Consider the following 21,762-nt stretch of genomic DNA (forward strand, 5'->3'; position numbering starts at 1 on the left):
TCCGCTCCCATGACCGACACGCAAGACACCCCGCTGCTGCTGCACCGCGAAGGCGCCATCGCCACGCTGACCTTCCACCGCCCCGCCGCCCTCAACGCCATCGACGTGCCCATGGCGCTGGCACTGCGCGACGCCGTGCGCACCCTGGCCCAGGACCGCGCGCTGCGCTGCGTGGTGCTGGAAGGCGCGGGCCGCGCCTTCATGGCGGGTGGCGACCTGGACACGCTGGCCGCCGACCCCGTGCGCGGCGCGGCCGAGCTGCTGGCGCCGCTCAACGAGGCCGTGGCGCTGCTGGGCCAGCTCGATGCGCCCGTCATCGCCAAGGTGCATGGCGCGGCGGCAGGCGCAGGCCTGTCGCTGATGCTGCAGGCCGACTTCGTCTACGCGGCCGAGGGCACGCGCTTCAACCTGGCCTACATCAACCTGGGCGCCAGCTGCGACGTGGGAGCCTCCTGGGCGCTGCCGCGCATCGTGGGCCTGCGCAACGCGCTGGAGATCGCCATGCTGGGCGAGACCCTGGACTGCGCCCAAGCGCAGCGCCTGAGCCTGATCAACCGCGTCCTGCCGCCCGCCGAACTCGACGCCGCCGTGCAGCGGCTGGCACAACGCCTGGCCGCCGGCCCCACGGTGGCGCTGGGCCATATGCGCCGCCTCATGCGCGCGGGCCTGGACCGCAGCCTGCGCGACCAGCTGGCCGCCGAGGCCTGCGCCTTCGATGCCTGTGCGCGCACGGCCGACCTGCCGCGCGGCATTGCGGCGTTCCACGCCAAGCAGGCACCGCAATTCGAGGGACGTTGACCTGCGCCCGGAACTGACGCCGAGGCGGCTGCGCTGCCTGCCGCCTGCCCGGCACAATGCACTCCATCCCCCGTGTTCATCGCTTCGAGGAGCTTCACCATGACCCCACGCGACGTCTTCGTCGTCGGCACTGCGCGCACCGCCATCGGCACCTTCGGCGGCAGCCTCAAGGACGTACCCAACACCCAGCTGGCCACCACGGCCGTCAAGGCGGCCATCGAGCGCGCGGGCCTGGCGCCCGACGCCGTCGGCCACGTGGTCATGGGCAATGTGATCCCCACCGATACCAAGGACGCCTACCTCTCGCGCGTGGCCGCCATCGATGCGGGCTGCCCCATCGAGACGCCGGCCTTCAACGTCAACCGGCTGTGCGGCTCCGGCCTGCAGGCCATCGTCTCTGCCGCCCAGGCCATTGCGCTGGGCGACTGCGACGTGGCCATCGGCGGCGGCAGCGAGTCCATGAGCCGCGGCCCCTACTTCGAACAGGCCGCCCGCTGGGGCGCGCGCATGGGCGACGCCAAGAGCATCGACTACATGCTGGGCATCCTGCACGACCCCTGGCAGAAGATGCACATGGGCATCACGGCCGAAAACGTGGCCGAGCGCTACCACATCAGCCGCGAAATGCAGGACGAACTGGCGGCAGCCAGCCACCAGCGCGCGGCCGCTGCCATTGCGGCCGGCCACTTCAAGGAGCAGATCGCTCCCGTGGAGATCGCCACGCGCAAGGGCGTCGTGGTCTTCGATACCGACGAGCATGTGCGCGCCAGCACCACCATCGAATTGCTGTCCACCATGAAGCCCGCGTTCCGCAAGGAAGGCGGCAGCGTGACGGCCGGCAATGCCTCGGGCATCAACGACGGCGCCGCCGCCGTGGCCCTGGCCGCAGGCGATCGCGTGGCCGCCCTGGGACTGAAGCCGCTGGCGCGCCTGGTGGGCTACGCGCATGCCGGCGTGGACCCCGCCTACATGGGCATAGGCCCCGTGCCGGCCACGCAGAAGGTGCTGCAGCGCACGGGCCTGAAGATTGCAGACATGGACGTGATCGAGGCCAACGAGGCCTTCGCGGCCCAGGCCTGCGCCGTGATCCAGCAGCTGGGCATGGACCCGGCCAAGGTCAATCCCAACGGCTCGGGCATATCGCTGGGCCACCCCGTGGGTGCCACGGGCGCCATCATCACCACCAAGGCCATCGCCGAGCTGCAGCGCACGGGCGGCCGCTATGCGCTGGTGACCATGTGCATTGGTGGCGGCCAAGGGATCTCGGCCATCTTTGAAAGAGTCTGAGCGCCGCCTGGGCGTGGCGATGTTTCACATGAAACATCGCCACCGCAGCCGCCTGCCGGCTTAGAAAGGCGCTTCTTCAGGCGCCGTATCCACGGGCGCCAGGGCCGGCCCCGTCAGCGCACCACGGCCCGAGGCCGCTGCACGCGGTGCCGCTGGTGCCGCTTGTGTCGCTGTAGGAGTCTGGGCAGCGGGCGTCTGCAGCGACGCCGGCAGATCCTGGCCCAGGCCCGTGCGCCCTTCCCCGCCCAGCGCCTCGATCAGATCGGGGATGAGTTTGGACAGCTCGCCCGTGGCAATCGCCACATCGGCATCGAAGCCCCCGTCGTCCTGCGACTGGCCTTCCATCACGGCATCGAGCAGCGCGATCTTGCGGATCTGCAGACCCTCGGTCAGCACGAAGCTCACGCGGTCATCCCAGGTCAGCGCCAGGCGCGTGGGCAGCTTGCCGTGCTCGATGTGCTGGCGCACCTCGTCGATGTCCAGCGGATGGCGGGCATAGCGCACCACGGCCTTGGATTCGTCGGCGGCCTTGAGCTCGCATTCGCGGTCAATCGAAAAGCCGGCCGGGCTTTCCTGCGTGGTCAGCCAGTGCGCCATGGCGGCCTGGGCGCTGGTCTGCGTATCGACCAGGGCCAGCGCAAAGCCTGTGAGGCCCTCCACCAGCGAGCTGACCACCTCGTCGGCGCGCGCCTGGCTGCCGGTGTCCAGCACCAGGGTGCGGGCCTGCGGGTCCAGCCAGACCCACATGGCGCCCTGCTTGGTGAAGGCCATGGGCAGCAGGTCCAGCTTGGCCTCGTCCTTGAGTTCCTTCTTTTCCTTCTTGCCGGGCTTGCGGCCTTCGGTGGCCTCGATGTGGGCAGCCTTTTCGTTGACGCGGCGGTTGAGCACGCTGGCCGGCAGCATCTTGGCCTCGGTCATGAAGCGCATCACCCACTGATTGGCCACGGACTCGGCCAGCGGGCCATGGGGCTCGCCGCGCGGCGGCACCCAGCCGGCGCTGCGCTCCTGCGTGGCGCCGCACTCGGCAAACGGGCTCTTGCCCAGGGCTTCTTCAAGCTGCTGCAAATCGCCCTGCCAGCTCTCGGCAATGCGATAGACGATCATGTTTTTGAACATAGCGAACCTTTGCTCGGACGGACTGCGGCTGCGCCGCAGCAGGGGTGTGCAACACCGGGCTGCGCCGCCTCCATCCAGAGGGAGAAAACAGAAAAAACAGCAGGGGCGCCATGCCTTGGCGCCCCGCCCGGTCATTGTGCATGCCTGGCACCGGACGGCGCTGCACAAGCTTGTCAATTCTTTACAAGCCGTGCGCAAAACCTCACTGCCCCGATACATCGGACGACCACACTTCAATCATCCGCTGCACAGGGCTCGCCAAGTGCCTTGACGGCGGCCTTCAGTCACCCTCTCCAGAAAGGATTTTGGAATGACCACCACCTTCCGCCGCACCCTCGCCAGCGCCGCCGCTGCCACCGCCTTGCTGGCATCGTTCGCCCTGCCCTCGTACGCCCAGACCGCCGCGCCGGCAGCCCCCGCCGCCGCTACCACCACAGCGCCCAAGCCCGATCGCGCCATGCACAAGCACGGCGACCGCAGGGAGCACATGCAGCAGCGCATCGCCAAGCTCAAGGCCGACCTCAAGCTCACGCCGGCCCAGGAAACCGCATGGAACACCTATGCGGCCACCTTCAAGCCCGGCGAGCGTCCCCAGCGCATGGAGCGCGAGGACTTCGCCAAGCTGACCACGCCCCAGCGCATCGACAAGATGCGTGAAATGCGTGCCCAGCGCGCGGCCGATGCCGATCGCCGCGGCGAAGCCACCAAGGCCTTCTACGCCCAGCTGGATGCCAGCCAGCAAAAGACCTTCGATGCCGCCACGCTGCACAAGGGCCACCCCGGCCACCACGGCATGGACCACGGCCCGCGCCATGACCACAAGAGCGGCCAGGCCCGCCCTGCCCCGGCACCCGCCCAGTAAGCAGCCACCTGGCCTGCCCGCCACCAGCGGGCAGCCGGATTGCTTGCGCCAGCCCTTGCACGGACGCCTTGTCAGGCGGCCGACAGTGCAAGGGCTTTTTTGCTGACTCCCCGATCTTCCCCGGACTGCCTAGAGTGGAACAGGCACAGCATTGTGTGCTGCCCCGGAGAAGATCATGGCCCCCAAAAACACTCAAACGACGCCATCCAGCTGCCAGAACCACGCAACGGCGCGCAAACATCCACCAGGACGTTCAGGGCGACCAGAGCGACCAGGACGAACCGGAAGTTTTGCCGCCGTGCTGCTGGCCGGTGCAGCGGCCGTCCTGCCCCTGGCGGCGCAGGCGCAGTCCACGCCGGAATCCTCCCCCTCCATGTACCTGCAATACGGCGCGGCCGAGCACAGTGCCGACAGCTGGACCGTGGGCATCACCGTGCCATGGCGCAACTGGCGCCATGCGCTGTGGGGCGGCCAGCTCAGCGGCTACTGGGATTTCTGGGGCGCCCGCTGGTCGGCGCCGCTGGAGGGTCGCGATCGCGGCACCTGGGTCATCGGCGTGAATCCCACCGTGCGCTGGCGTCCCAGCAACGGGCAGTCGCCCTGGTTTGCAGAAACCGGCGTGGGCCTGAGCTGGGCGCTGAACCGTCGCTACGTCACGGACGAGAAGGAATTCCCCACGCGCTACAACTTCGCCACCCATATCGGCGTGGGCTACCTGTTTGGCAGCCAGGGCCAGCATGAGCTGGTGCTGCGGCTGGAGCACCATTCCAACGCAGGCATCAAGAAACCCAACCCCGGCGAAAACTTCCTGCAGCTGCGCTACGCCCACCATTTCTGATCACGGTTGCGGATCCCGGCAAGACCACCTTCGAGGTGGTCTTTTTTTGTCCTCACCACCCTGTGGAAAAACCTGGGCATAAAAATCTCGTAAATCCATGCTTATCCACAAGGAGGATGTGCCATGGAAAGTTGTGCCCAAAACGGGTGCAGCAGCGGAGCAGCATCCACCACAGGGTTTGAAGTGTCTTAAGTTGTTGATTTTTATAAGACAAATTCAGTTATCAACAATTAAGCACTTCACTTACTACTACTACTAATTAAAAAATAAGAGAGATAGGAATAACAGCCAAGGGCGGTTTTTCACAGCGGCAAGACCGTTCGGGATAAAAAAAGGCAGCCGGTCCATCAGGAAAAACGGCCTGTCAACAGGTCACAGCACTGCCAGACCATGTGCTCTTCCATGTCTGGCAAGCCTTCTTTTCACCTGGATAATCTGAAAAATCCTTATAGATCAACAACTTGAAGTGCAATAAAGGAAAAAATGCACCTCGCACAAAACTGTGGATAGATGAAGACCAACTCAACAGTTATCCACAGAAAAAATCGAAACGGGCAAACTATCCCCGTTCAGGAGACACCGGGAACAGGGCTTTGATCACATGTTTTTCAATCGGGCAAGACATTGTTTTTTTTGAGGAATAGTGAGTTATCCACAGAGATGTCATGCCTCTACTACTACGACTATTCTTTATAAGAAGATCAAAGAACAACCGAAGGCGAAGTCACGCGGGAAGCGAAGGCCGAACGGTTTTTCAAAAAAAACAGACGTGCCAGGTTGTCTGGAGCCTGGGCATGTCCAGACAAGGGACTGCTCCAGCGAAATTGGCGCGCCTGTGTTCAAAAAAATTCCGGATCGGTTCGCGCGCCATGGCCGTATGCACGAAGACGCACGAAGACAAGACCTCCTCGCGGCCTCGCAGGAACGCTGTGGAACGGGCGCTTTTCCACAACGGGCTGTGCACTGGACGTGGAAGACTTCAGGAAAACGCGGCCTGTCAGGCGGACGCAAGCGGATGCGCCAGAGGCAGTGTTCGGCCATTCAAAAAAATTCAACCCCTTGTTGCCGGCCTGCAAGAGGACTGCGCATCCAGATCAGGAGCAGCAGATCCAGTCCAGGCAAGGGTAATCACGAAAAGTGATGGCTGCTGGCGCACCAGGGCAAGAGGACGTGAATCAGCCCGAGCGCTTCAGCGGCCTGCAGAGGACCGTGGAGGCTTGGCAGCTGTCAGGCCCTGGGTTGCCCGCGCAAGCGCGTCCTGGGCGTTCTGCTGGCCCGTTGGCGGGGTATGGCGGGTATGGCCGGGCCGGGGAGCAGGCACGGTCTGCGAGATCCAGCGGTATCCAGCGGGAGCCGGGAAATACGGTTGCCCACAGGCTGTGTGCAAGTGGCCTGTGGGCAATCGGCAAGCTCGCTGATTGAAAAAATCAGCCGTGATCAATGACTTGCGTATGCAAGGGAATGCAGTGGCGACAGGGCGCGGCCTGTTTTTCGCATGCTTTCCACAGGGTCCGGCTCAGCGTGCCGGGCGGCGCTGCAAGGCAAAGGGCGGCAGGCCCTTGAGCAGCTGCTGGCCATAGCTGGTGTTCACCAGGCGCCGGTCATAGCAATACACATGGGCCTGGTCTTCCTCGGTGCGTATGGCGCGGCCCACCCACTGGGCCAGGCGGATCGCCGTGGCCGGCACCACCAGCTCATTGAAGGGGTTGCGGCCGCTGCTGCGCAGCCATTCGGCCCGGGCCTCGCCCACGGGGTCATCGGGCGGGGCAAAGGGCAGCTTGGTGATGAACAGGGACTCGCACAGCGCGCCGGGCAGGTCCAGGCCCTCGCCGAAGGACTGCATGCCGAAGATGATGGACGGCTCGCCCATCTCCACGGCATCGCGGTGGCGGGCCAGCAGCAGGGCGCGGGGCATGGCCGTCTGCACCAGCACCTGCGAGCGCATGGCCGTGGACAGCGCATCCACCGCCAGGCGCATCTGCTCGCGCGAGGTGAACAGCACCAGGGCGCCGGCCTGCACGTGGGACAGGTCGCCCAGCAGCGCGTCCACCATCTCCTGGGTGAAGCGGGCTGCCTCTTTGGGGTCGGCCACGGTCTCGCGCGCCACCAGGGTGCCCTGGCGCGCGTAGTCGAAGGGGCTGGGCACTTCCAGCGTGGTCACGGCCGCATCGTCGTGCAGGCCTGCCTCGCGCAGGAAGAAGTCGAATTGTCCACAGCTGGTCAAGGTAGCCGACGTGAGCACGGCACCGCGCACCTGGGACCACAGATGGTGGCGCAGCGTGGCTCCGGGCAGGATGGGGCTGGCATGGGCCTTGACCACGATGTATTCGCCATCTGTCTCCAACGTAAACCATTTGGCATTGGGAACGCGGCTACTGTCGTCATCCTGCGCTGGCTGTTGCATCAGCAGCTGGGCCGTGTCATAGACGGATTCCAGGCGGGGAGCCAGTGCGCCAACCTGTGCATAAGCTGTAGACAGCCTGCGTGCTTCCTCTGGATTGTCCTTGATGGCGGCGCGCAGTGCCTTGGAGATGGCGCGCAGCGCATCCAGAAAGCTGTTGGCATGGTGGGCGGCCTTGCCCAGAGGCTCCAGCAGGGGCTCGGGCAGCATGCCGCGCGGTGCGCGCACCCGCGCCGGCCCCCAGCTGTCCTTTTGTGACTTGAGCGTATCGCCGTACAGCTCCATCACCAGGCGCGCCAGTTCCTGCAGCTGCTGGCGCAGCTGGCTGGCATGGGCTGGAAGGTCGGCCAGTTCCTCCACTTCGACCAGGGTATTCACGCGCAGGGCGCGGCTGGTCAGCTTGTCTATCCAGCCCAGGCGGCTCAGGTCCATCTCGCCGGCGAATTGGCCCAGCGCCGTGGCGGGCAGATGGTGGGCTTCGTCCAGCACCAGCAGGCAGTTGTCCAGCTCGGGCAGCAGCCGCGCGCCCAGGGAGGACAGCAGCAGATCGTGGTTGGCCACGATGACCTGGGCGGCCACCAGGTCCTTGCGGCGCTCGTAATAGACGCAGTTGCTGAAGGCCGGACAGTGCTTGCCGGTGCAGGACGAGGATTCGGCCGCCACGGGGCTCCAGGCCTCGGCCTCGGGCGGGGTTTCCAGAGAGTCGCGGTCGCCGTCCCAGGCCTGGGACGCCAGCGCGTTGGCCATGCTTTTGTAGAACTGCATGCGCGCCTCCAGCTCCTGGGCCGGGCGTGCCACGCGGCTTTGGGCCTGCGCCTTTTCTTCGGCGAACAGATCGTCCAGATCCTCGTCCTGGGCCTCGCCGGTGCTGGCCAGCCGCTCCAGCTTGAGCTTGCAGACAAAGCGGCCCCGCCCCTTGGCCAGCGCGAATTTGAAGGGCTGCTCCAGCTGCTGGGCCAGCGCGGGCAGATCCTTGTTCACCAGCTGTTCCTGCAGGGCGACGGTGGCCGTGGAAATCAGCACCCGGGTGCCGCGCGCCAGCGCCATCGAAATGGCGGGAATGCTGTACGCCAGCGATTTGCCCACCCCCGTTCCGGCCTGCACCACGGCAATGGACCGGGTGGGCTCCGGTGCGCCCTCATCGATTTTTCCCAGCTGGGCCTGGCTGAAGGTCTGCGCGATCTGGGCTGCCATTTTTCGCTGCCCCTCACGATTTCGGAATCCTGGGATGGCCCCGACCACGTCATCAAAGGATTTCAGGGCCTGATCAGCCCATTTTTTTTCATGCATTTCGGCGTGTTTTGACCAAATGGATCATCTTGGTCCATCTGTTTATAAAGATTCGTACAGTGATATGTATTAAATAAGATGCGAAATCTTATGAAATACAGCGCACAAAGCGCGTTTTTCGTATGCCGTACAGCCTACAAGCTGCCCGTCATATGGATCACTGAACCCGCCAATCGCATGTGTGCACAGGTGGGTATCGGTCACCGGGATGGACATCTGTCCACCGGCTGTTCCTGGATTGTTCCCATGGGCGTTGATGGCCATGCGCGTGGCCGCATCCACAGTCTTGCCCACAGCGGCCAGGGCGTTCGGCCTGTGATCAATCCTGTGTGCATGTTGTTGGCATGCTTGTGGATTGATTGGGTGATTGTCGCCATTAACCGTTGATTTGCAACGGATTTTTCATGGGTTCAGGTTTCCAGCGATTTCCAGAGGATGGTGGAAGTTGTCACCACTGTGGAAAACAGGGCCTGTGCAGATCTTTGGCTTTGCAAAGCACGTTTTTCCCCGGGATATCCACAGGTCTGCGACCGCTGCAGCCGCTGCGGCTGGGGCCTTGGTGCACCGCCAGGCGGCAGGTCCGCGGCGGCGCAGCGGATCGCGCTGGATCTCGAAAAAGCGCAGGCGATCCCTGCCAGGGATCAGCCCTGGGCGCCGGCCTAGGTACGCGAATGTCTTACCAAACGGTAATGAAGGCTTCACGCACGCAGGAAGATGCGTTTTCTAGCATCTGTTTCATCTCAGGAGACAAGGGTCGGCTCGCTGCAGTCCCTGCGCTCCAGGCATGGATTGAAGGGGCAAGAATGATCAAGACATTTGCGGGCCTGCCCAAGGCAGCCCGGTTTCCGGCGGCATCGGCATGCGCTGTCATCGCCGTGGCCTGCCTTGTGGCGGGCTGCGATGCATCCAAGGCATCGGCACAGAACGAACCTGCCGCGCAGGCGCCCGCGCCGGCCGGCGTGGTGCGGGTCAAGCCCGAGTCGCTGAAGATGCTGGACATCGCCGTGGTGGCCGATCCGCAGGGCACGCAAATGGCCTGGGCGCCCGCACGCGTGGCCTTTGCCGAGGACCGCGTGGCCACTGTCTCGGTGCCGCTGGCCGCGCGCGTGGTGTCGGTTCGTGCCCACGTGGGTGACATCGTCAAGGCCGGCGACGAGCTGGCCACCCTGGTCAGCCCCGAGGCACTGCGCGTGCGCTACGAGGTGGAAGCTGCCCGCAGCGCGCATGACGTGGCAACCGTGGAAGTGCGGCGCCAGCAGACCATGGTGGACAAGGGCGTGGGCGTGGAAGTGGATCTGCGTGCGGCCCAGGCCAAGCTGCGCGAGTCGGCCCAGGAGCTGGCGCGTGCCCAGGGCACGTCGGCGCTGCTGGGGCAAGGTGGCGGCGACCGGCTGGTGCTGCGTGCGCCGCGCGCCGGCGTGGTGGCCGAGCGCAAGGCCGTGGTCGGCGCCTCGGTCGAGCCCAGCGGCGAGCTGTTCCTGATCGGCGATCCCGCCGCCATGAACGTGGTGGCCGATGTCTTTGAAAGCGATCTGCCCGGCATCCGCCTGGGCAGTGCCGTGCAGGTCGATGTGCCGCAGCTGCCCAAGCCCCTGACCGGCACGGTGCGCCACCTGGGCGCCACGCTGGACAAGGAGTCGCGCCGCGCCTCCGTCATCGTGCAGCTCGATGCGCAAAACCCCGTGCTGCGTTCCGGCATGCAGGCGCGCGTGGGCCTGCAGGTCTCCAACGAGCACGAGATGCTGATACCCGTGACGGCCGTGCTCATCAAGGATGAAAGCCGCAGCATCGTCTTCGTGCAGACCGGCGAGCAGCAGTTCGAGGCCCGCACCGTGGTGCTGGGCCGGCCCTCGCGCGGCATGGTGCCCGTGGTGTCGGGCCTGAAGTCGGGTGAAAAGATCGTCGTGCGCGGTGGCCTGCTGCTCGACGGCGCAGCCAGCCAGCTGCTCTGATCGCGGCCAGGAGACTCATCAATGCTGCGTTCCCTGATAGCGTTTGTGGTGCACCGGCGGCTCGTCGCCCTGTGTGCCACCCTGATCATCGCCATCTATGGCGTGTATTCATACCTGCACACGGCCATCGAGGCCTATCCCGATGTGACCAATGTGCAGGTCGGCGTGATTGCCCAGGCGCCGGGCCTGGCCCCCGAGGAGGTGGAGCGCCAGATCACCCAGCCGCTGGAGCGCGAGCTCAACGGCACGCCGGGCCTGGTGTCGCTGCGCTCGGAGAGCTACTTCGGCCTGGCCATGATCAACCTCGTCTTCAATGACGATGCCGACAGCTTCCATGCGCGCGCCGAGGTGTCGCAGCGCCTGCCCCAGGCCAATCTGCCCGACGGCGTCACGCCCGAGATGGCGCCCGACTACACGCCGCTGGGCAAGATCTTCTACTACCGCCTGAAGAGCGACCGCCACACGCTGGCACAGCTGCGCACCGAGCAGGAATGGCGCGTGGTCCGCACCCTCAAGCAGGTGCAGGGCGTGGCCGACGTGGTCAGCATCGGCGGCTTCGTCAAGGAGTACCACGTCGAGGTGGATCCCGAGAAGCTGTATGCGCTGGGCCTGTCGCTGGAAGACGTGAGCGATGCCCTGTCCAAGTCCAACCGCAACGTGGGCGGCGGCCTGATGCGCCGCGGCGAGCAGTCGCTGATCATCCGCGGCATCGGCCTGCTGCGCACGCCGCAGGAGATCCAGGGCGTGGTCGTGGCCATGCGCGGCAGCGCGCCCGTGACCATTGGCGACGTGGCGCGCGTGGTGCAGTCGCACACGCCGCGCCAGGGCTCGGTGGGCATGGACGATGCCGACGACGTGGTCCAGGGCATCGTGCTGCTCAAGCGCGGCGAGAACCCCTCGGTGGTGCTGGACCAGATCCATGCCAAGGTGGCCGCGCTCAATGACGGCGGCCTGCCCGAGGGCATGCACATGGAGACCAACTACGACCGCTCCGACCTGGTCGGCCACACGCTGGGCACGGTGCAGCACAACCTGCTGTTCGGCGCCACGCTGATCGTGGGCGTGCTGTGGCTGTTCCTGCGCAGCCTGCGCGGCTCGCTGATCGTGGCCACGGTGATCCCGCTGTCGCTGCTGGTGGCCTTCATCGGCCTGCACCTGCTGGGCATGCCGGCCAACCTGATCTCCATGGGCGCCATCGACTTCGGCATCATGGTGGACGGCGCCGTGGTGCTGGCCGAGAACATCATCCGCAACGCCCGCCTGCGCAAGCCGCAGACGCAGGCGGACATGCGCCACATCATCATCGACTCGGCCGTGGCCGTGGCCAAGCCCACGCTGTTCGCCATGGCCATCGTGATCGCGGCGCTGATCCCCGTGTTCTCGCTGGAAAGCATCGAGGGCCGCATCTTCCGTCCGCTGGCCATGACCTACAGCTTCGCGCTGCTGGGCGCCCTGGTCTTCGCCATGGGCCTGGTGCCGGCGCTGTGCGCGCTGTTCCTCAAGCCCCAGCACGTGATGGTGGAAGAGCCCAAGATCTTCGACCGCGCGCACCACGGCTACCAGCACTGGATCGGCACCCTGCTGGGTGCCGGGCGCCGCCGCGTCATCGTCATCGTCGGCTCGCTCGCCATCCTGGTGGCGGCCGGCCTGTCGGCGGCCTGGCTGGGTACGGAATTCCTGCCCGAGCTCGATGAAGGCGACGCCTACGTGCTGGTGCAGATGCCCGCATCGATCTCGCTGGAAAAGGGCCAGGAAGTGCTGCGCGACGTGCGCCTGCGCCTGAAGACCTTCCCCGAGGTGATCACCGTCACCACCGAGCAGGGCCGGCCCGAGTCCGGCACCGACAACGAGACGCTGAACCTGGCCAAGGTGCTGGTGCGCCTGAAGGGCCACGGCGAATGGCGCAAGGGCCTGACCAAGCCCCAGCTCATCGAGCAGATGCGCGCCACGCTGGGCGAGATTCCGGGCGTGTCGTTCAACTTCGCCCAGCCCATCCGCGACAGCGTGGAGGAATCGACGTCCGGCGCGCGCGGCCAGGTGGTGCTCAAGGTCTTCGGTCCCGACATTCCGCAGCTGCGCGCCATCCTGCAGCAGACCGTGGACCTGGTGAAGGACATCGACGGCGTGGTCGATCTGGGCCTGTACCGCGATGCGCCTGCACCCCAGGTCCACGTGGAGTTCGACCGCCAGTCGCTGGCGCGCCAGGGCATTGCCATGGAGACCGCGCAAAAGACGCTGGAGGCGGCGCTGGCCGGCAACATCTCCACCACGCTGTGGGAGGGCGAGTACCCCGTGCCCGTGCGCGTGCGCCTGCCCTATGTGGACCGCATGGATGAGGAGCGCATCCGCAACATCGCCATCCCCCTGCCCAACGGCGGCTCGGTGCCGCTGCATTCGGTGGGCCAGGTCGCCATCAAGATCGGCAACTCCTCCATCTTCCGCGAAGGCAATGCGCGCTACATGGCGCTCAAGTTCAACGTGGAAGGCCGCGACATCGGCTCCGTGGTCAAGGACACGCTGGCCACGTTCAAGAAGAACGTGAAGATCCCCGAGGGCTACCAGGCCGTCTGGGGCGGCGAGTGGGAGAACCAGCAGCGCGCGGCCGCACGCCTGAAGATCGTGGTGCCGCTGTCGCTGATCATCGTCTACGCCCTGCTGTTCGGCGCGCTGGGCCAGGCGCGCAGCGCCGGCATCATCTTGCTGTGCGCGCCCTTCACCATGGTGGGCGGCATCGCGGCCCTGCACTTTGCGGGCATCGAGCTGTCCATCAGCGCGGCCATCGGCTTCATTGCCTTGCTGGGGCAGGTGGCGCTGGCCGGCCTGCTGGTGATCTCGGCCGTGGAGGAATTGCGACGGCAGGGCATGCCCATGATGCAGGCCCTGGTCGAGGGCGCTGCAGAGCGCATGCGCTCCATCGTGCTCGTGGCGCTGCTGGCGCTGCTGGGCCTGCTGCCCATGGCGCTGTCCACGGGCGTGGGCAGCGAGACGCAAAAGCCCTTCGCCTCCGTGATCGTGGGCGGCATGGTGGTGCTGCCCCTGGTGGCCCTGGTGCTGCTGCCCGTGCTCTATGCGCTGCTGGGCCCCAAGAACATGTTGACGCAGGAAGAACTCGATGAAAAAGAGTAAGCACCCCCTGAGCGGCTGCGCCGCTTCCCCCTCTCTCGCTTTGCGGGAGGGGGACGACGCCATCGCCGCGAGGCGGCTCTTGCTTGGCGTCTCTGATTTGGGCCGTGCCGGTTTTGCGGGTCGTTCACCTTATCGGGCCCTGTTTGTGGCTGTGGCGCTGTGCTGCGGGGCGGGTTCTGCGCTTGCGCAGCAGGCTGTGCCCGCTGTGCCCGCTGTACCGGGCGGGGCGGCTGTGCCGGCCATCACTGCGGCGCCTGCCTCCGAGGTGGCTCCGGCGGCTGCGCCGCAGCAGCCGGTGGGGATGCAGGAGTATCTGCAGATGGTGGTGCGCAACCAGCCCCAGCTGGCGGCGCAGCGGCTGCAGATCGGGATTGCGCAGGCGGACAGCCGCACGGCGGCGGCGTTTCCCAATCCCACGGCGTCGTACAGCAGCAAGCCGGGCGAGAAGCAGTGGGGCATCGAGCAGCCGCTGCCCATCTTCGGCCAGCGGCGTTTGCGCATGGAGAACGCGCGCAAGGGCGAGACGGCGGCGCGTGCCAATGTCGAGGTGGCCGTGGCCACCACGCTCAACGATGCAGCCACGGCCTTCATCGACCTGCTGATGACGCAGCAGCGCCTGAAGGTGTGGGAAGAGGCGCAGGAGTCGCTGAACGGCGCAGGCAATATCGTGCGCGGCCAGATCGAGGCCGGCGCGCGCAGCCGCTATGACGGCGCGCGCCTGAGCCTGCAGCAGGCCCAGATGGCCATGCAGGTCAGCCAGGCCCAGTCGGACTGGCAGGACGCCGCCTCGCACGCCGCCGCCCTGGCCGCCCTGCCCCAATGGGCGCCGCGCGCCACGGGCAGCCTGCAGGCCGTGCCCGTGGGCCAACTGCTGCACGAGCAGGAGCTGTGGGAGGCCGCGCGCCTGCGCCTGCCGGCCCTGGTGGCCGCCCAGGCCGAACTGGACCAGTTGCGCCACAAGGTCGAGCTGGAACGCCGCGAAGCCCTGCCCACGCCCAGCGTGAGCGTGGCGCGCGTGCGCAACCGCCTTGACGGCAACTACAACCAGATCGGCGTGTCGGTGGAGCTGCCGCTGTTCGACCGCCGCGAAGGCCCCATCGCCCGAGCCCAGGTCGAGGCCGAACAGGCCCAGCTGCGCTACGACGCCGCGCTGATCGAGGCGCGTACCGAGCTGCAGCGCGCCATCAAGCAACTGAAGCTGCGCCGCGATGCCGTGCGCGCCTACGAAAAGCAGGGCCTGGCCCAGATCGCGCCGCTCAACCAGATGGCCCAGGACGCCTACAAGCTGGGCCAGGGCTCCATCCTGGAGCTGATCGATTCGCTGGGCTCCATCAACGAGCACCGCCTGGAGCACCTGGACCTGGTCAAGGAAATGATGCTGGCCGAGTGGCAGGTGCGCGTGGCCAGCGGCGATCTGCCGATGTGGGCAGCGCCCTGAGGCGCTTGACGCCCTTCCCCTCCTGCTGTGCGGGAGGGGCGGTCGGACCCTGGGTGGCACCCCCCGGTGTGCCTGGTCCGGATCACGCCAGTTTCATGCGGTGCGATGCCGCGCAGCGCAGCCCAAGGCTGAAAAGAGGTGGTAAACATGCCGGCACCCCCACCGATATCGGCGGAGTCTGGCGCGCCGTATAGTGTCTGCCTCAGTTTCGAGTCAGGCCCTGCCGCCCGCATGTACCGCTATCTCATCATCGAAGACGACGCGCTGAACGCGCGCTACATCGCCGAAGGCCTGCGCCAGCAGGGCGCGCAGGTGGCGGTGTGCAGCGATGGTGTGCAGGGCATCGCCATGGCCGTGGGCGAGAGCTGGGATGTGATCATCCTCGACCGCATGCTGCCCAACGGTTTCGACGGCCTGCAGATCCTGCAGACGCTGCGCTCCATGGGCAAGCAGACGCCGGTGCTGGTGCTCAGCGCCCTGTCGGCCACGGACGAGCGCGTGCGCGGCCTCAAGGCCGGCTGCGACGACTACCTGACCAAGCCCTTTGCCTTCTCCGAACTCTCGGCGCGCCTGGAGGCCCTGGTGCGCCGCGCCCAGATCCCGGCCCCTGCGCGCGAGATGCGCCTGGCCGACCTGCGGCTGAACCTGCTCACGCGCAGCGCCGAGCGCGCGGGCCAGCCGCTGGCGCTGCAGCCGCGCGAGTTCCGCCTGCTGGCCTTTCTGATGCAGCACGCGCACCAGATCGTCACGCGCACCATGCTGCTGGAGTCGGTGTGGGACTACCGGTTCGACCCGCAGACCAATGTCATCGACGTGCACATCAGCCGCCTGCGCGGCAAGGTGGACAAGGGCTTCGAGCCTGCGCTGATCCACACCGTGCGCGGTGTGGGCTACAGCCTGTCGGACCGGCCGCAGGACCTGCCGCAGGTGGCCTGACCCGATGTCGCTGGCCAAGCCCTGGAGCTCCACGGCCTTCCGGCTGGCGCTGACCTACGGCGTGCTGCTGGTGCTGACCATGTCCATCGTGCTGTCGGTGTTCTACGTGCAGACCGTGGGCGTGCTGCGCATGCGCATGGACCGGCAGGCCGAGAACCACATGCGCCGCCTGGTCGAGCACCGCGACAAGTACGGCGAGCCCGCGCTGGAGGCCGAGATCCAGCAGACCCTGCTGGACGGCGTCAACACCGATACCGAAATCCTCATCCTCATGGATGGCGACGGCAATCCCATCATCGGCAACGCCGACGTGGTGCCCGCACGCCGCCTGACGGAGATGGGCGTGCGCGATCTCAAGGTGCGGCGCAACGGCCGCATCATCGCGGGCCGCGTGGCCGTGGCCCAGCTGTCCGACGGCAAGCTGCTGGCCGTGGGCAGCGACATGCAGGTGCAAAGCGATGTGGAGGAGCTGTTCGGCCGCGCCAGCCTGCTGGCCGGACTGGTGGCCCTGGGCATGGCCGTGCTGGGCGCCGGGGCCTTCCGGCGGGTGGTGGAAGAGCGTGCCGCCGACATCCGCAGCACCATGGCGCGCGTGGCCACGGGCGACCTGCGCCAGCGCATTCCGGTCACGCGCCGCGACGATGAGTTCACGCTGCTCAACCGCGACATCAACACCATGCTGGACCGGCTGGAACTGCTGATGGACGGCATACGCCATGTCTCCAACACCATCGCCCACAACCTGCGCACGCCGCTGACGCGCATCCTGCTGCGCCTGCGCAATGCCCAGCAGGCCACGCCCGAGGAAAAGAACGAGACGCTGGCGCTGGTGGCCCAGGAAGTGGCCGAGCTGGGCGTGGTCTTCGACAAGCTGCTGCAGATTGCCGAAGTGGAAAGCGGCGCCAGCCGCAAGAACTTCGCGCCCGTGGACCTGCGTGCCCTGCTGGTCGACGTGGTGGAGTTCTACGAACCGCTGGTCGAGGACGCAGGCGGCGTGCTGCGCCTGGAGGTCGAGGGCACGCCCATGGCGCTGGGTGACGGCGACCTGCTGGCCAGCGCCGTGGCCAACCTCGTGGACAACGCCATCAAGTACGGATCACTGCCCGACAGCGACCACGGCGCCGACATGCTGCTGCGCGCGGGCGTGGCCCACGAGCACGGCATGGACGGCGGCGCCTGGGGCGTGGAAATCATCGTGCAGGACCGCGGCCCCGGCGTTGACGCGCAGACGCGCGAGAAGATGAGCACCCGCTTTTACCGCGCCGAATCGGACCGCGAAGGCTATGGCCTGGGCCTGGCCAGCGTGCTGGCCATCGTGCAGCTGCACGGCGGCAAGCTGGGCTTCGAGAACATGCATCCGGGCCTGCAGGCAAGGATCTGGCTGCCCGGGTTGCCCACGGCCTGAAGCCGTTTCAGCGGTCCTTGTGACCGTAGGCGCAAAAGCCGGGCTTGGGCCCCTTCTTGGGGTGCAGGCGACAGGTTTCGGGCCGCTTGTCGTATACCGTGCAGCGCCGCGACTTGGCATCCAGGAAATTGCAGTCCCCGCTGGCGCGCCGCGCCATGGTGAAGATGTTGTGCTTGGGGTTGTAGTGGTCGATCAGCCGCATCTTCATCAGCCGCTTGGCGATGAGCTTGGGCTCCACGTTGTCCACCTCGAACGGATCCACCAGCTCCAGCCGCACCAGATCGGGCAGCTGCACCTCCAGCGGCATGGTGCAGCAGTTGGCCGCACAGCTGTCGCACATGCCGGGCTTGTATTTGCTCCAGGAGTCGAGGCGGTCGACGTCGACGATGCTGATGGGGGATCTCATGGTGGGGGGATGGGCGTGTGCAGGGCCGCTATTTTTCGCCAGAAAGCCCGGCGGCGGTTGCCGCGCCGGCGTAGCCAAGCGACGGGGCGGGTCTTTGGGGGACGCTGCCCCTGCATCCATCCCCTGGCCTTCAGGCCGGCCGCTTCCTCAACAGGTATTTCTGAAACCCGTCGGACACCCGCTCGTCGCGCTGGTTCAGCACCTCGGTGGCCAGGGTCAGCACGCCCGTGGTGTTGCCGGGCTTGAGCTCGGACACCGTCAGCGTGCAGTACAGCGTGTCGCCCACATAGACGGGGGCCAGGAAGCGGCTGCCCTGCTCCAGAAAGCCCTTGAGCGATTCCTCGACCATGTGCGGGAACAGGCCAGCGCCTGCCGCCGTCTGTATAGCCACCTGGTAGCCGTGGGCCAGCATATGGGGCATGCCGCGCGCGCGGCAGTACTCCACGTCGTAGTGCACGGGATGGTTGTCGCCGCTGGCCAGCTGGAAGGCGGCGAACAGGGCATCGGTCATGGTGCGCGAGGGCAGGGCGAAGACCTCGCCCAGCGCGAAGTCTTCAAAGTAGCGCTGGGCGCACAGGGATGGGTGGCGTGGCATGGCGATTCTCCTCAGTTCGCGCTCATGTGGGCGGCGCGGGCGACCTTGCCCCATTTGTCCAGTTCCTGCTTGAGGAAGGTGGCCAGCGCCTGGGGGCGCGGCTGCTTTTCCAGCACCAGGCCCATGTCGTAGGCCTTTTTCTGCAGCCCGGCATCGTCCACCGTGGCCTGCAGGCTGGACTGCAGGCGGGCAATCAGCGCTGGCGGCGTGCCTGCGGGGGCGAACACGGCGTTCCAGGTATAGGCCTCGTAGCCGGGCACCTGCTCGGCAATGGCAGGCGTGTCGGGTGTCTGCGGCAGGCGCTGGGCCATGGTAGTGGCCAGCAGGCGCACCGTGCCCGCCTTGACCTGGGCCAGGCCCGTGGGAGCGCTGTCCAGCATGAAGGCCAGGTGCCCGCCGATGAGGTCCTGTATGGCCGGCGCACTGCCCCGGTAGGGCACATGCTGGGCCCGGGTTCCCGCCATCAGGTTCAGCAGCTCCGCACCCAGATGCGGAGCGCTGCCCACGCCCGCCGAGGCATAGTTGACCTGGCCGGGCCGCGCCCGCAGATAGGCCAGGAAATCCGGCAGGCTCTGCACGGGCAGCCGCTTGTCCACCACCAGCACCAGCGGCGCCCTGGCGAGCAATCCCACGGGCGCGAAGTCTTCCTCCGTGCGGTAGCCCAGCTTGTCGTGGATGTAGGGATTGACGGCATGCGCCACCGTGGTCAGCAGCAGGGTGTAGCCGTCAGGGGCTGCCTTGGCAACCGCCTCCGTGCCCACCAGGGTGCCGGCACCCGTGCGGTTCTCGATCACCACGGGCGTGCCCAGCTTCTGGCTCCAGACATCGGCCATGGCGCGGCCGAAGGTGTCGGTGGGGCCGCCTGCCGCGTAGGGAATCACCAGCTTGATGGGGCGCGCCGGATAGTCCTGCGCTGCGGCCGCGCCGGCGGCCAGAAGCAGGGCGGTGAGAAGGGTTTGGCGTCTTGCCGTCTTGAAGTCCATAATTTTCTCCGTTGTCTCCTGGCGCCGACTATAGAAATGCGCGGCCAATGCAGCCAGTCGAATCATTGATAGGGCGGTTAGAAACCGTCTAACACCAAGGAAATGCTCCCGGCGGGCATGCAACGGATGCGATATGAATTGACGGATCTCAGGGTTTTCCTTGCCATTGCCCAGGCCAAAAGCCTCAGCGCAGGCGCGGCTGAAATGCATTTGACGGCGCCATCGGCCAGCTACCGGCTCAAGAATCTGGAGCAGGCCATGGGTGCATCGCTGTTTGAAAGAACGTCCAAAGGCATGGTGCTGACCCCGGCGGGAATGACGGTCAAGAAATACGCCGATGCCATTTTCGGCAGCGTGGACCGCTTGCACGGAGAAATGCAAAGACACATCAACGGAATATCAGGCCATATCCGCGTCTTTGCCAACAGCAGCACGCTGACGGGAATCGCACCCGTGCTCAGCCGCTATCTGGCCCATTATCCGAACGTCAATGTGGACCTGGAGGAGCGCCTGAGCGAAGACACGGTGCGCGCCGTGCTCGACGGCAGTGCCGATGTGGGCCTGGTGGCCGGCCAGATCGATCTGCATGGCCTGCATGCCATCACCTATGGCCACGATGAACTGGTGTTTGTGGTGCCCGCTGGCCACCCCTTGGCCGCCAGCAGCAGGGTGCCGCTGGAAACCGCGCTGACCTACGACCTGGTCTCGATCGGCCGCAAGACCAGCAACTTCCTCTACCTCCAAGGCATGGCTTCCAAGCTGGGCATGAATCCCAGGGTACGTGTGCACGCACCAACATTCGAGGCCGTGCTGCAGTGCGTGCAGGAAGGCGTGGGCATTGCGCTGGTGCCACGCTCCATTGCCCGGCCGGCGCTGCAGGCGCGCCGGCTGGCTGCCGTGGGCCTGGACGAGGCCTGGGCGCAGCGCGAGCAGAGGGTGGTCACGCGCGAACCCGAAACCCTGCCCGCCTATGCCCGCGATTTCGTGGCCTATGTGGCGGCCCAGCCTTTGCCCGAGGAAGGCGCCGTGCAGGAATCCCTGCCTTAGAAGATTTGAAATTCCGCTTAGAAAATGCCGACTGGCTGGGTGATGGTCGCACTTCTAGAATGCGGCGAATCGAATATTCGCCTCGTTCAAGAAAATGCAGACACGCCCATTGGATGGTTTGACGGTATTGGCCATGGAACACGCCGTGGCAGGGCCTTTTGCCAGCCGGCAGCTGGCGGACCTGGGTGCCAGGGTCATCAAGCTGGAGCGATTGCCCGATGGGGATTTTGCACGGGGCTATGACGACAAGGTCCATGGTGAATCATCCTTTTTTGTCTGGGCCAATCGGGGAAAGCAAAGCCTGGCCGCAGATATCAAGACCGCCGAAGGGCAGCATATCGTCGGGAAAATACTGGAAAAGGCCGATATCCTGATCCAGAACCTGGCCCCGGGTGCCATGCAGAGAATGGGCATGGATTTCGACAGGCTGCATGAGAAATATCCGCGTCTCATCGTCTGCGATATATCGGGCTATGGCGAGGGCGGCCCGCTCAGCGACAAAAAGGCCTACGACCTGCTGATCCAGGCGGCAGCCGGCCTGATCTCGGTCACGGGCACGCCCGACCAGCCCGCACGCGTGGGCATTTCCATCGCCGACATCGCGGCCGGCATGTATGCCTACTCGGGCATCCTGTCTGCGCTGCTGCAGCGCGCCCGCACGGGCCGGGGCCTGCGCGTGGAGGTGTCCATGCTGGAGGCGCTGGCCGAATGGATGTCCTACCCGCTGAACTTCGCCCACTACGGCGGCACGGCGCCCGCGCGCAGCGGGCTGACCCATCCATCCATCGCGCCCTATGGCCAGTACACGGCCGGTGATGGCCGGAGCCTGATCTTCGGCCTGCAGAACGACCGCGAATGGCACAGCTTCTGCACCCATGTGCTGCAGCAGCCGGCGCTGGCGCAGGACGCGCGCTTTGCCACCAACCTGCAGCGCGTGGCGCACCGCGCGGAACTCGATGCGGTGATCGCATCCGTGCTGGCCCCCCTGAGCCGCGAACAGGCCATGCAGCGCCTGGATGCAGGCGGCATCGCCAACGCGCCGCTCAACGACATGCACGCGGTCTGGAACCATCCCCAGCTGCAGGCGCGCGAACGTTGGCGCGAGGTGGCCACGCCCGCCGGCAGCATCCAGGCCCTGCTGCCCCCGGCCACGCTATCGGATGCCGAAGCCGCCATGGGCGCCGTGCCCGCGCTGGGCGAGCACACGCAGGCGCTGTGGGAGGAGTTTGGCGGGCAGGCTCGAGGCCGGCAAGAGTGATGCCCGATGGGTCCAGGCGGGCGA

The 21,762-nt window shown here is 66.3% G+C and carries 17 protein-coding genes; 12 read left to right on the top strand and 5 right to left on the bottom strand.

Going from position 1 to position 21,762, the window contains the following annotated elements; translation table 11 throughout:
- Nucleotides 1-9 precede the first annotated feature (9 nt).
- A complete protein-coding gene (locus AC57B5_RS20660; protein WP_088166408.1) occupies nt 10-798 on the top strand; it encodes an enoyl-CoA hydratase/isomerase family protein in 789 nt (262 codons plus the stop codon).
- Between the two features lie 99 nt (nt 799-897).
- The gene (locus AC57B5_RS20665; protein ID WP_496400243.1) at nt 898-2,085 is read left to right on the top strand and encodes an acetyl-CoA C-acyltransferase family protein; all 1,188 of its coding nucleotides are present in this window, start codon (nt 898-900) and stop codon (nt 2,083-2,085) included.
- Between the two features lie 60 nt (nt 2,086-2,145).
- Here the strand turns inward: AC57B5_RS20665 and AC57B5_RS20670 are convergent, their stop codons facing one another.
- On the bottom strand, nt 2,146-3,201 hold the full coding sequence (locus AC57B5_RS20670) for a recombination-associated protein RdgC (RefSeq protein WP_319074330.1): 1,056 nt from the start codon (nt 3,199-3,201) through the stop codon (nt 2,146-2,148).
- A 310-nt stretch (nt 3,202-3,511) separates the two neighbouring features.
- Between AC57B5_RS20670 and AC57B5_RS20675 the strand changes: the two genes are divergently transcribed.
- Both AC57B5_RS20675 and AC57B5_RS20680 read left to right on the top strand, forming a co-directional pair.
- Nucleotides 3,512-4,063 (top strand): Spy/CpxP family protein refolding chaperone, encoded by a 552-nt coding sequence (locus tag AC57B5_RS20675; RefSeq protein ID WP_202757637.1) that lies wholly within the window; start codon nt 3,512-3,514, stop codon nt 4,061-4,063.
- A gap of 175 nt (nt 4,064-4,238) precedes the next feature.
- On the top strand, nt 4,239-4,901 hold the full coding sequence (locus tag AC57B5_RS20680) for an acyloxyacyl hydrolase (protein WP_099751005.1): 663 nt from the start codon (nt 4,239-4,241) through the stop codon (nt 4,899-4,901).
- Between the two features lie 1,516 nt (nt 4,902-6,417).
- On the opposite strand, the gene dinG is transcribed toward AC57B5_RS20680, so the two are convergent.
- The gene (gene dinG / locus AC57B5_RS20685; RefSeq protein ID WP_496400244.1) at nt 6,418-8,592 is read right to left on the bottom strand and encodes an ATP-dependent DNA helicase DinG; all 2,175 of its coding nucleotides are present in this window, start codon (nt 8,590-8,592) and stop codon (nt 6,418-6,420) included.
- A gap of 90 nt (nt 8,593-8,682) precedes the next feature.
- On the opposite strand from dinG, the gene AC57B5_RS20690 reads away from it, so the two are divergent.
- From AC57B5_RS20690 to AC57B5_RS20715, 6 genes are all read left to right on the top strand, one after another.
- Nucleotides 8,683-8,979: a hypothetical protein gene (locus AC57B5_RS20690; protein ID WP_496400245.1), complete on the top strand. Its 297-nt coding sequence runs from the start codon at nt 8,683-8,685 to the stop codon at nt 8,977-8,979.
- A gap of 416 nt (nt 8,980-9,395) precedes the next feature.
- Nucleotides 9,396-10,544, top strand: coding sequence for an efflux RND transporter periplasmic adaptor subunit (locus tag AC57B5_RS20695; RefSeq protein ID WP_012201959.1), 1,149 nt, complete (start codon nt 9,396-9,398; stop codon nt 10,542-10,544).
- 21 nt (nt 10,545-10,565) lie between these two features.
- Entirely contained in the window at nt 10,566-13,670 is a 3,105-nt protein-coding gene (locus AC57B5_RS20700; RefSeq protein WP_034397505.1) for an efflux RND transporter permease subunit, read from the top strand.
- 205 nt (nt 13,671-13,875) lie between these two features.
- Nucleotides 13,876-15,108 (top strand): TolC family protein, encoded by a 1,233-nt coding sequence (locus AC57B5_RS20705; protein WP_496400246.1) that lies wholly within the window; start codon nt 13,876-13,878, stop codon nt 15,106-15,108.
- Nucleotides 15,109-15,339: 231 nt separating this feature from the next.
- The gene (locus AC57B5_RS20710; protein ID WP_017407046.1) at nt 15,340-16,044 is read left to right on the top strand and encodes a response regulator transcription factor; all 705 of its coding nucleotides are present in this window, start codon (nt 15,340-15,342) and stop codon (nt 16,042-16,044) included.
- A 4-nt stretch (nt 16,045-16,048) separates the two neighbouring features.
- Nucleotides 16,049-17,449 (top strand): sensor histidine kinase, encoded by a 1,401-nt coding sequence (locus AC57B5_RS20715; protein WP_013799933.1) that lies wholly within the window; start codon nt 16,049-16,051, stop codon nt 17,447-17,449.
- Nucleotides 17,450-17,456: 7 nt separating this feature from the next.
- On the opposite strand, the gene AC57B5_RS20720 is transcribed toward AC57B5_RS20715, so the two are convergent.
- The 3 genes from AC57B5_RS20720 to AC57B5_RS20730 form a co-directional block, all read right to left on the bottom strand.
- Nucleotides 17,457-17,855, bottom strand: a complete 399-nt coding sequence (locus AC57B5_RS20720) for a YkgJ family cysteine cluster protein (RefSeq protein ID WP_013799932.1) — start codon at nt 17,853-17,855, stop codon at nt 17,457-17,459.
- 130 nt (nt 17,856-17,985) lie between these two features.
- Nucleotides 17,986-18,450: a MaoC family dehydratase gene (locus AC57B5_RS20725; protein ID WP_012201953.1), complete on the bottom strand. Its 465-nt coding sequence runs from the start codon at nt 18,448-18,450 to the stop codon at nt 17,986-17,988.
- A gap of 11 nt (nt 18,451-18,461) precedes the next feature.
- On the bottom strand, nt 18,462-19,433 hold the full coding sequence (locus AC57B5_RS20730; RefSeq protein ID WP_447914706.1) for a tripartite tricarboxylate transporter substrate binding protein: 972 nt from the start codon (nt 19,431-19,433) through the stop codon (nt 18,462-18,464).
- Nucleotides 19,434-19,559: 126 nt separating this feature from the next.
- Between AC57B5_RS20730 and AC57B5_RS20735 the strand changes: the two genes are divergently transcribed.
- Both AC57B5_RS20735 and AC57B5_RS20740 read left to right on the top strand, forming a co-directional pair.
- The gene (locus AC57B5_RS20735) at nt 19,560-20,480 is read left to right on the top strand and encodes a LysR family transcriptional regulator (RefSeq protein ID WP_496400869.1); all 921 of its coding nucleotides are present in this window, start codon (nt 19,560-19,562) and stop codon (nt 20,478-20,480) included.
- Between the two features lie 94 nt (nt 20,481-20,574).
- Nucleotides 20,575-21,738, top strand: a complete 1,164-nt coding sequence (locus AC57B5_RS20740) for a CaiB/BaiF CoA transferase family protein (RefSeq protein ID WP_496400247.1) — start codon at nt 20,575-20,577, stop codon at nt 21,736-21,738.
- The last annotated feature ends 24 nt before the right edge of the window (nt 21,739-21,762 follow it).

The sequence above is a fragment of the Delftia sp. BGA-UO-ETr-SB1 genome (genome assembly GCF_059567865.1).

Excerpts from the sequence above, each read along its gene's own strand:
- AC57B5_RS20660 (WP_088166408.1), top strand. The coding sequence starts at position 10 with ATGACCGACACGCAAGACACCCCGCTGCTGCTGCACCGCGAAGGCGCC.
- AC57B5_RS20665 (WP_496400243.1), top strand. The coding sequence starts at position 898 with ATGACCCCACGCGACGTCTTCGTCGTCGGCACTGCGCGCACCGCCATC.
- AC57B5_RS20670 (WP_319074330.1), bottom strand. The coding sequence starts at position 3,201 with ATGTTCAAAAACATGATCGTCTATCGCATTGCCGAGAGCTGGCAGGGC.
- AC57B5_RS20675 (WP_202757637.1), top strand. The coding sequence starts at position 3,512 with ATGACCACCACCTTCCGCCGCACCCTCGCCAGCGCCGCCGCTGCCACC.
- AC57B5_RS20680 (WP_099751005.1), top strand. The coding sequence starts at position 4,239 with ATGGCCCCCAAAAACACTCAAACGACGCCATCCAGCTGCCAGAACCAC.
- dinG (WP_496400244.1), bottom strand. The coding sequence starts at position 8,592 with ATGCATGAAAAAAAATGGGCTGATCAGGCCCTGAAATCCTTTGATGAC.
- AC57B5_RS20690 (WP_496400245.1), top strand. The coding sequence starts at position 8,683 with ATGAAATACAGCGCACAAAGCGCGTTTTTCGTATGCCGTACAGCCTAC.
- AC57B5_RS20695 (WP_012201959.1), top strand. The coding sequence starts at position 9,396 with ATGATCAAGACATTTGCGGGCCTGCCCAAGGCAGCCCGGTTTCCGGCG.
- AC57B5_RS20700 (WP_034397505.1), top strand. The coding sequence starts at position 10,566 with ATGCTGCGTTCCCTGATAGCGTTTGTGGTGCACCGGCGGCTCGTCGCC.
- AC57B5_RS20710 (WP_017407046.1), top strand. The coding sequence starts at position 15,340 with ATGTACCGCTATCTCATCATCGAAGACGACGCGCTGAACGCGCGCTAC.
- AC57B5_RS20715 (WP_013799933.1), top strand. The coding sequence starts at position 16,049 with ATGTCGCTGGCCAAGCCCTGGAGCTCCACGGCCTTCCGGCTGGCGCTG.
- AC57B5_RS20720 (WP_013799932.1), bottom strand. The coding sequence starts at position 17,855 with ATGAGATCCCCCATCAGCATCGTCGACGTCGACCGCCTCGACTCCTGG.
- AC57B5_RS20725 (WP_012201953.1), bottom strand. The coding sequence starts at position 18,450 with ATGCCACGCCACCCATCCCTGTGCGCCCAGCGCTACTTTGAAGACTTC.
- AC57B5_RS20730 (WP_447914706.1), bottom strand. The coding sequence starts at position 19,433 with ATGGACTTCAAGACGGCAAGACGCCAAACCCTTCTCACCGCCCTGCTT.
- AC57B5_RS20735 (WP_496400869.1), top strand. The coding sequence starts at position 19,560 with ATGCGATATGAATTGACGGATCTCAGGGTTTTCCTTGCCATTGCCCAG.
- AC57B5_RS20740 (WP_496400247.1), top strand. The coding sequence starts at position 20,575 with ATGCAGACACGCCCATTGGATGGTTTGACGGTATTGGCCATGGAACAC.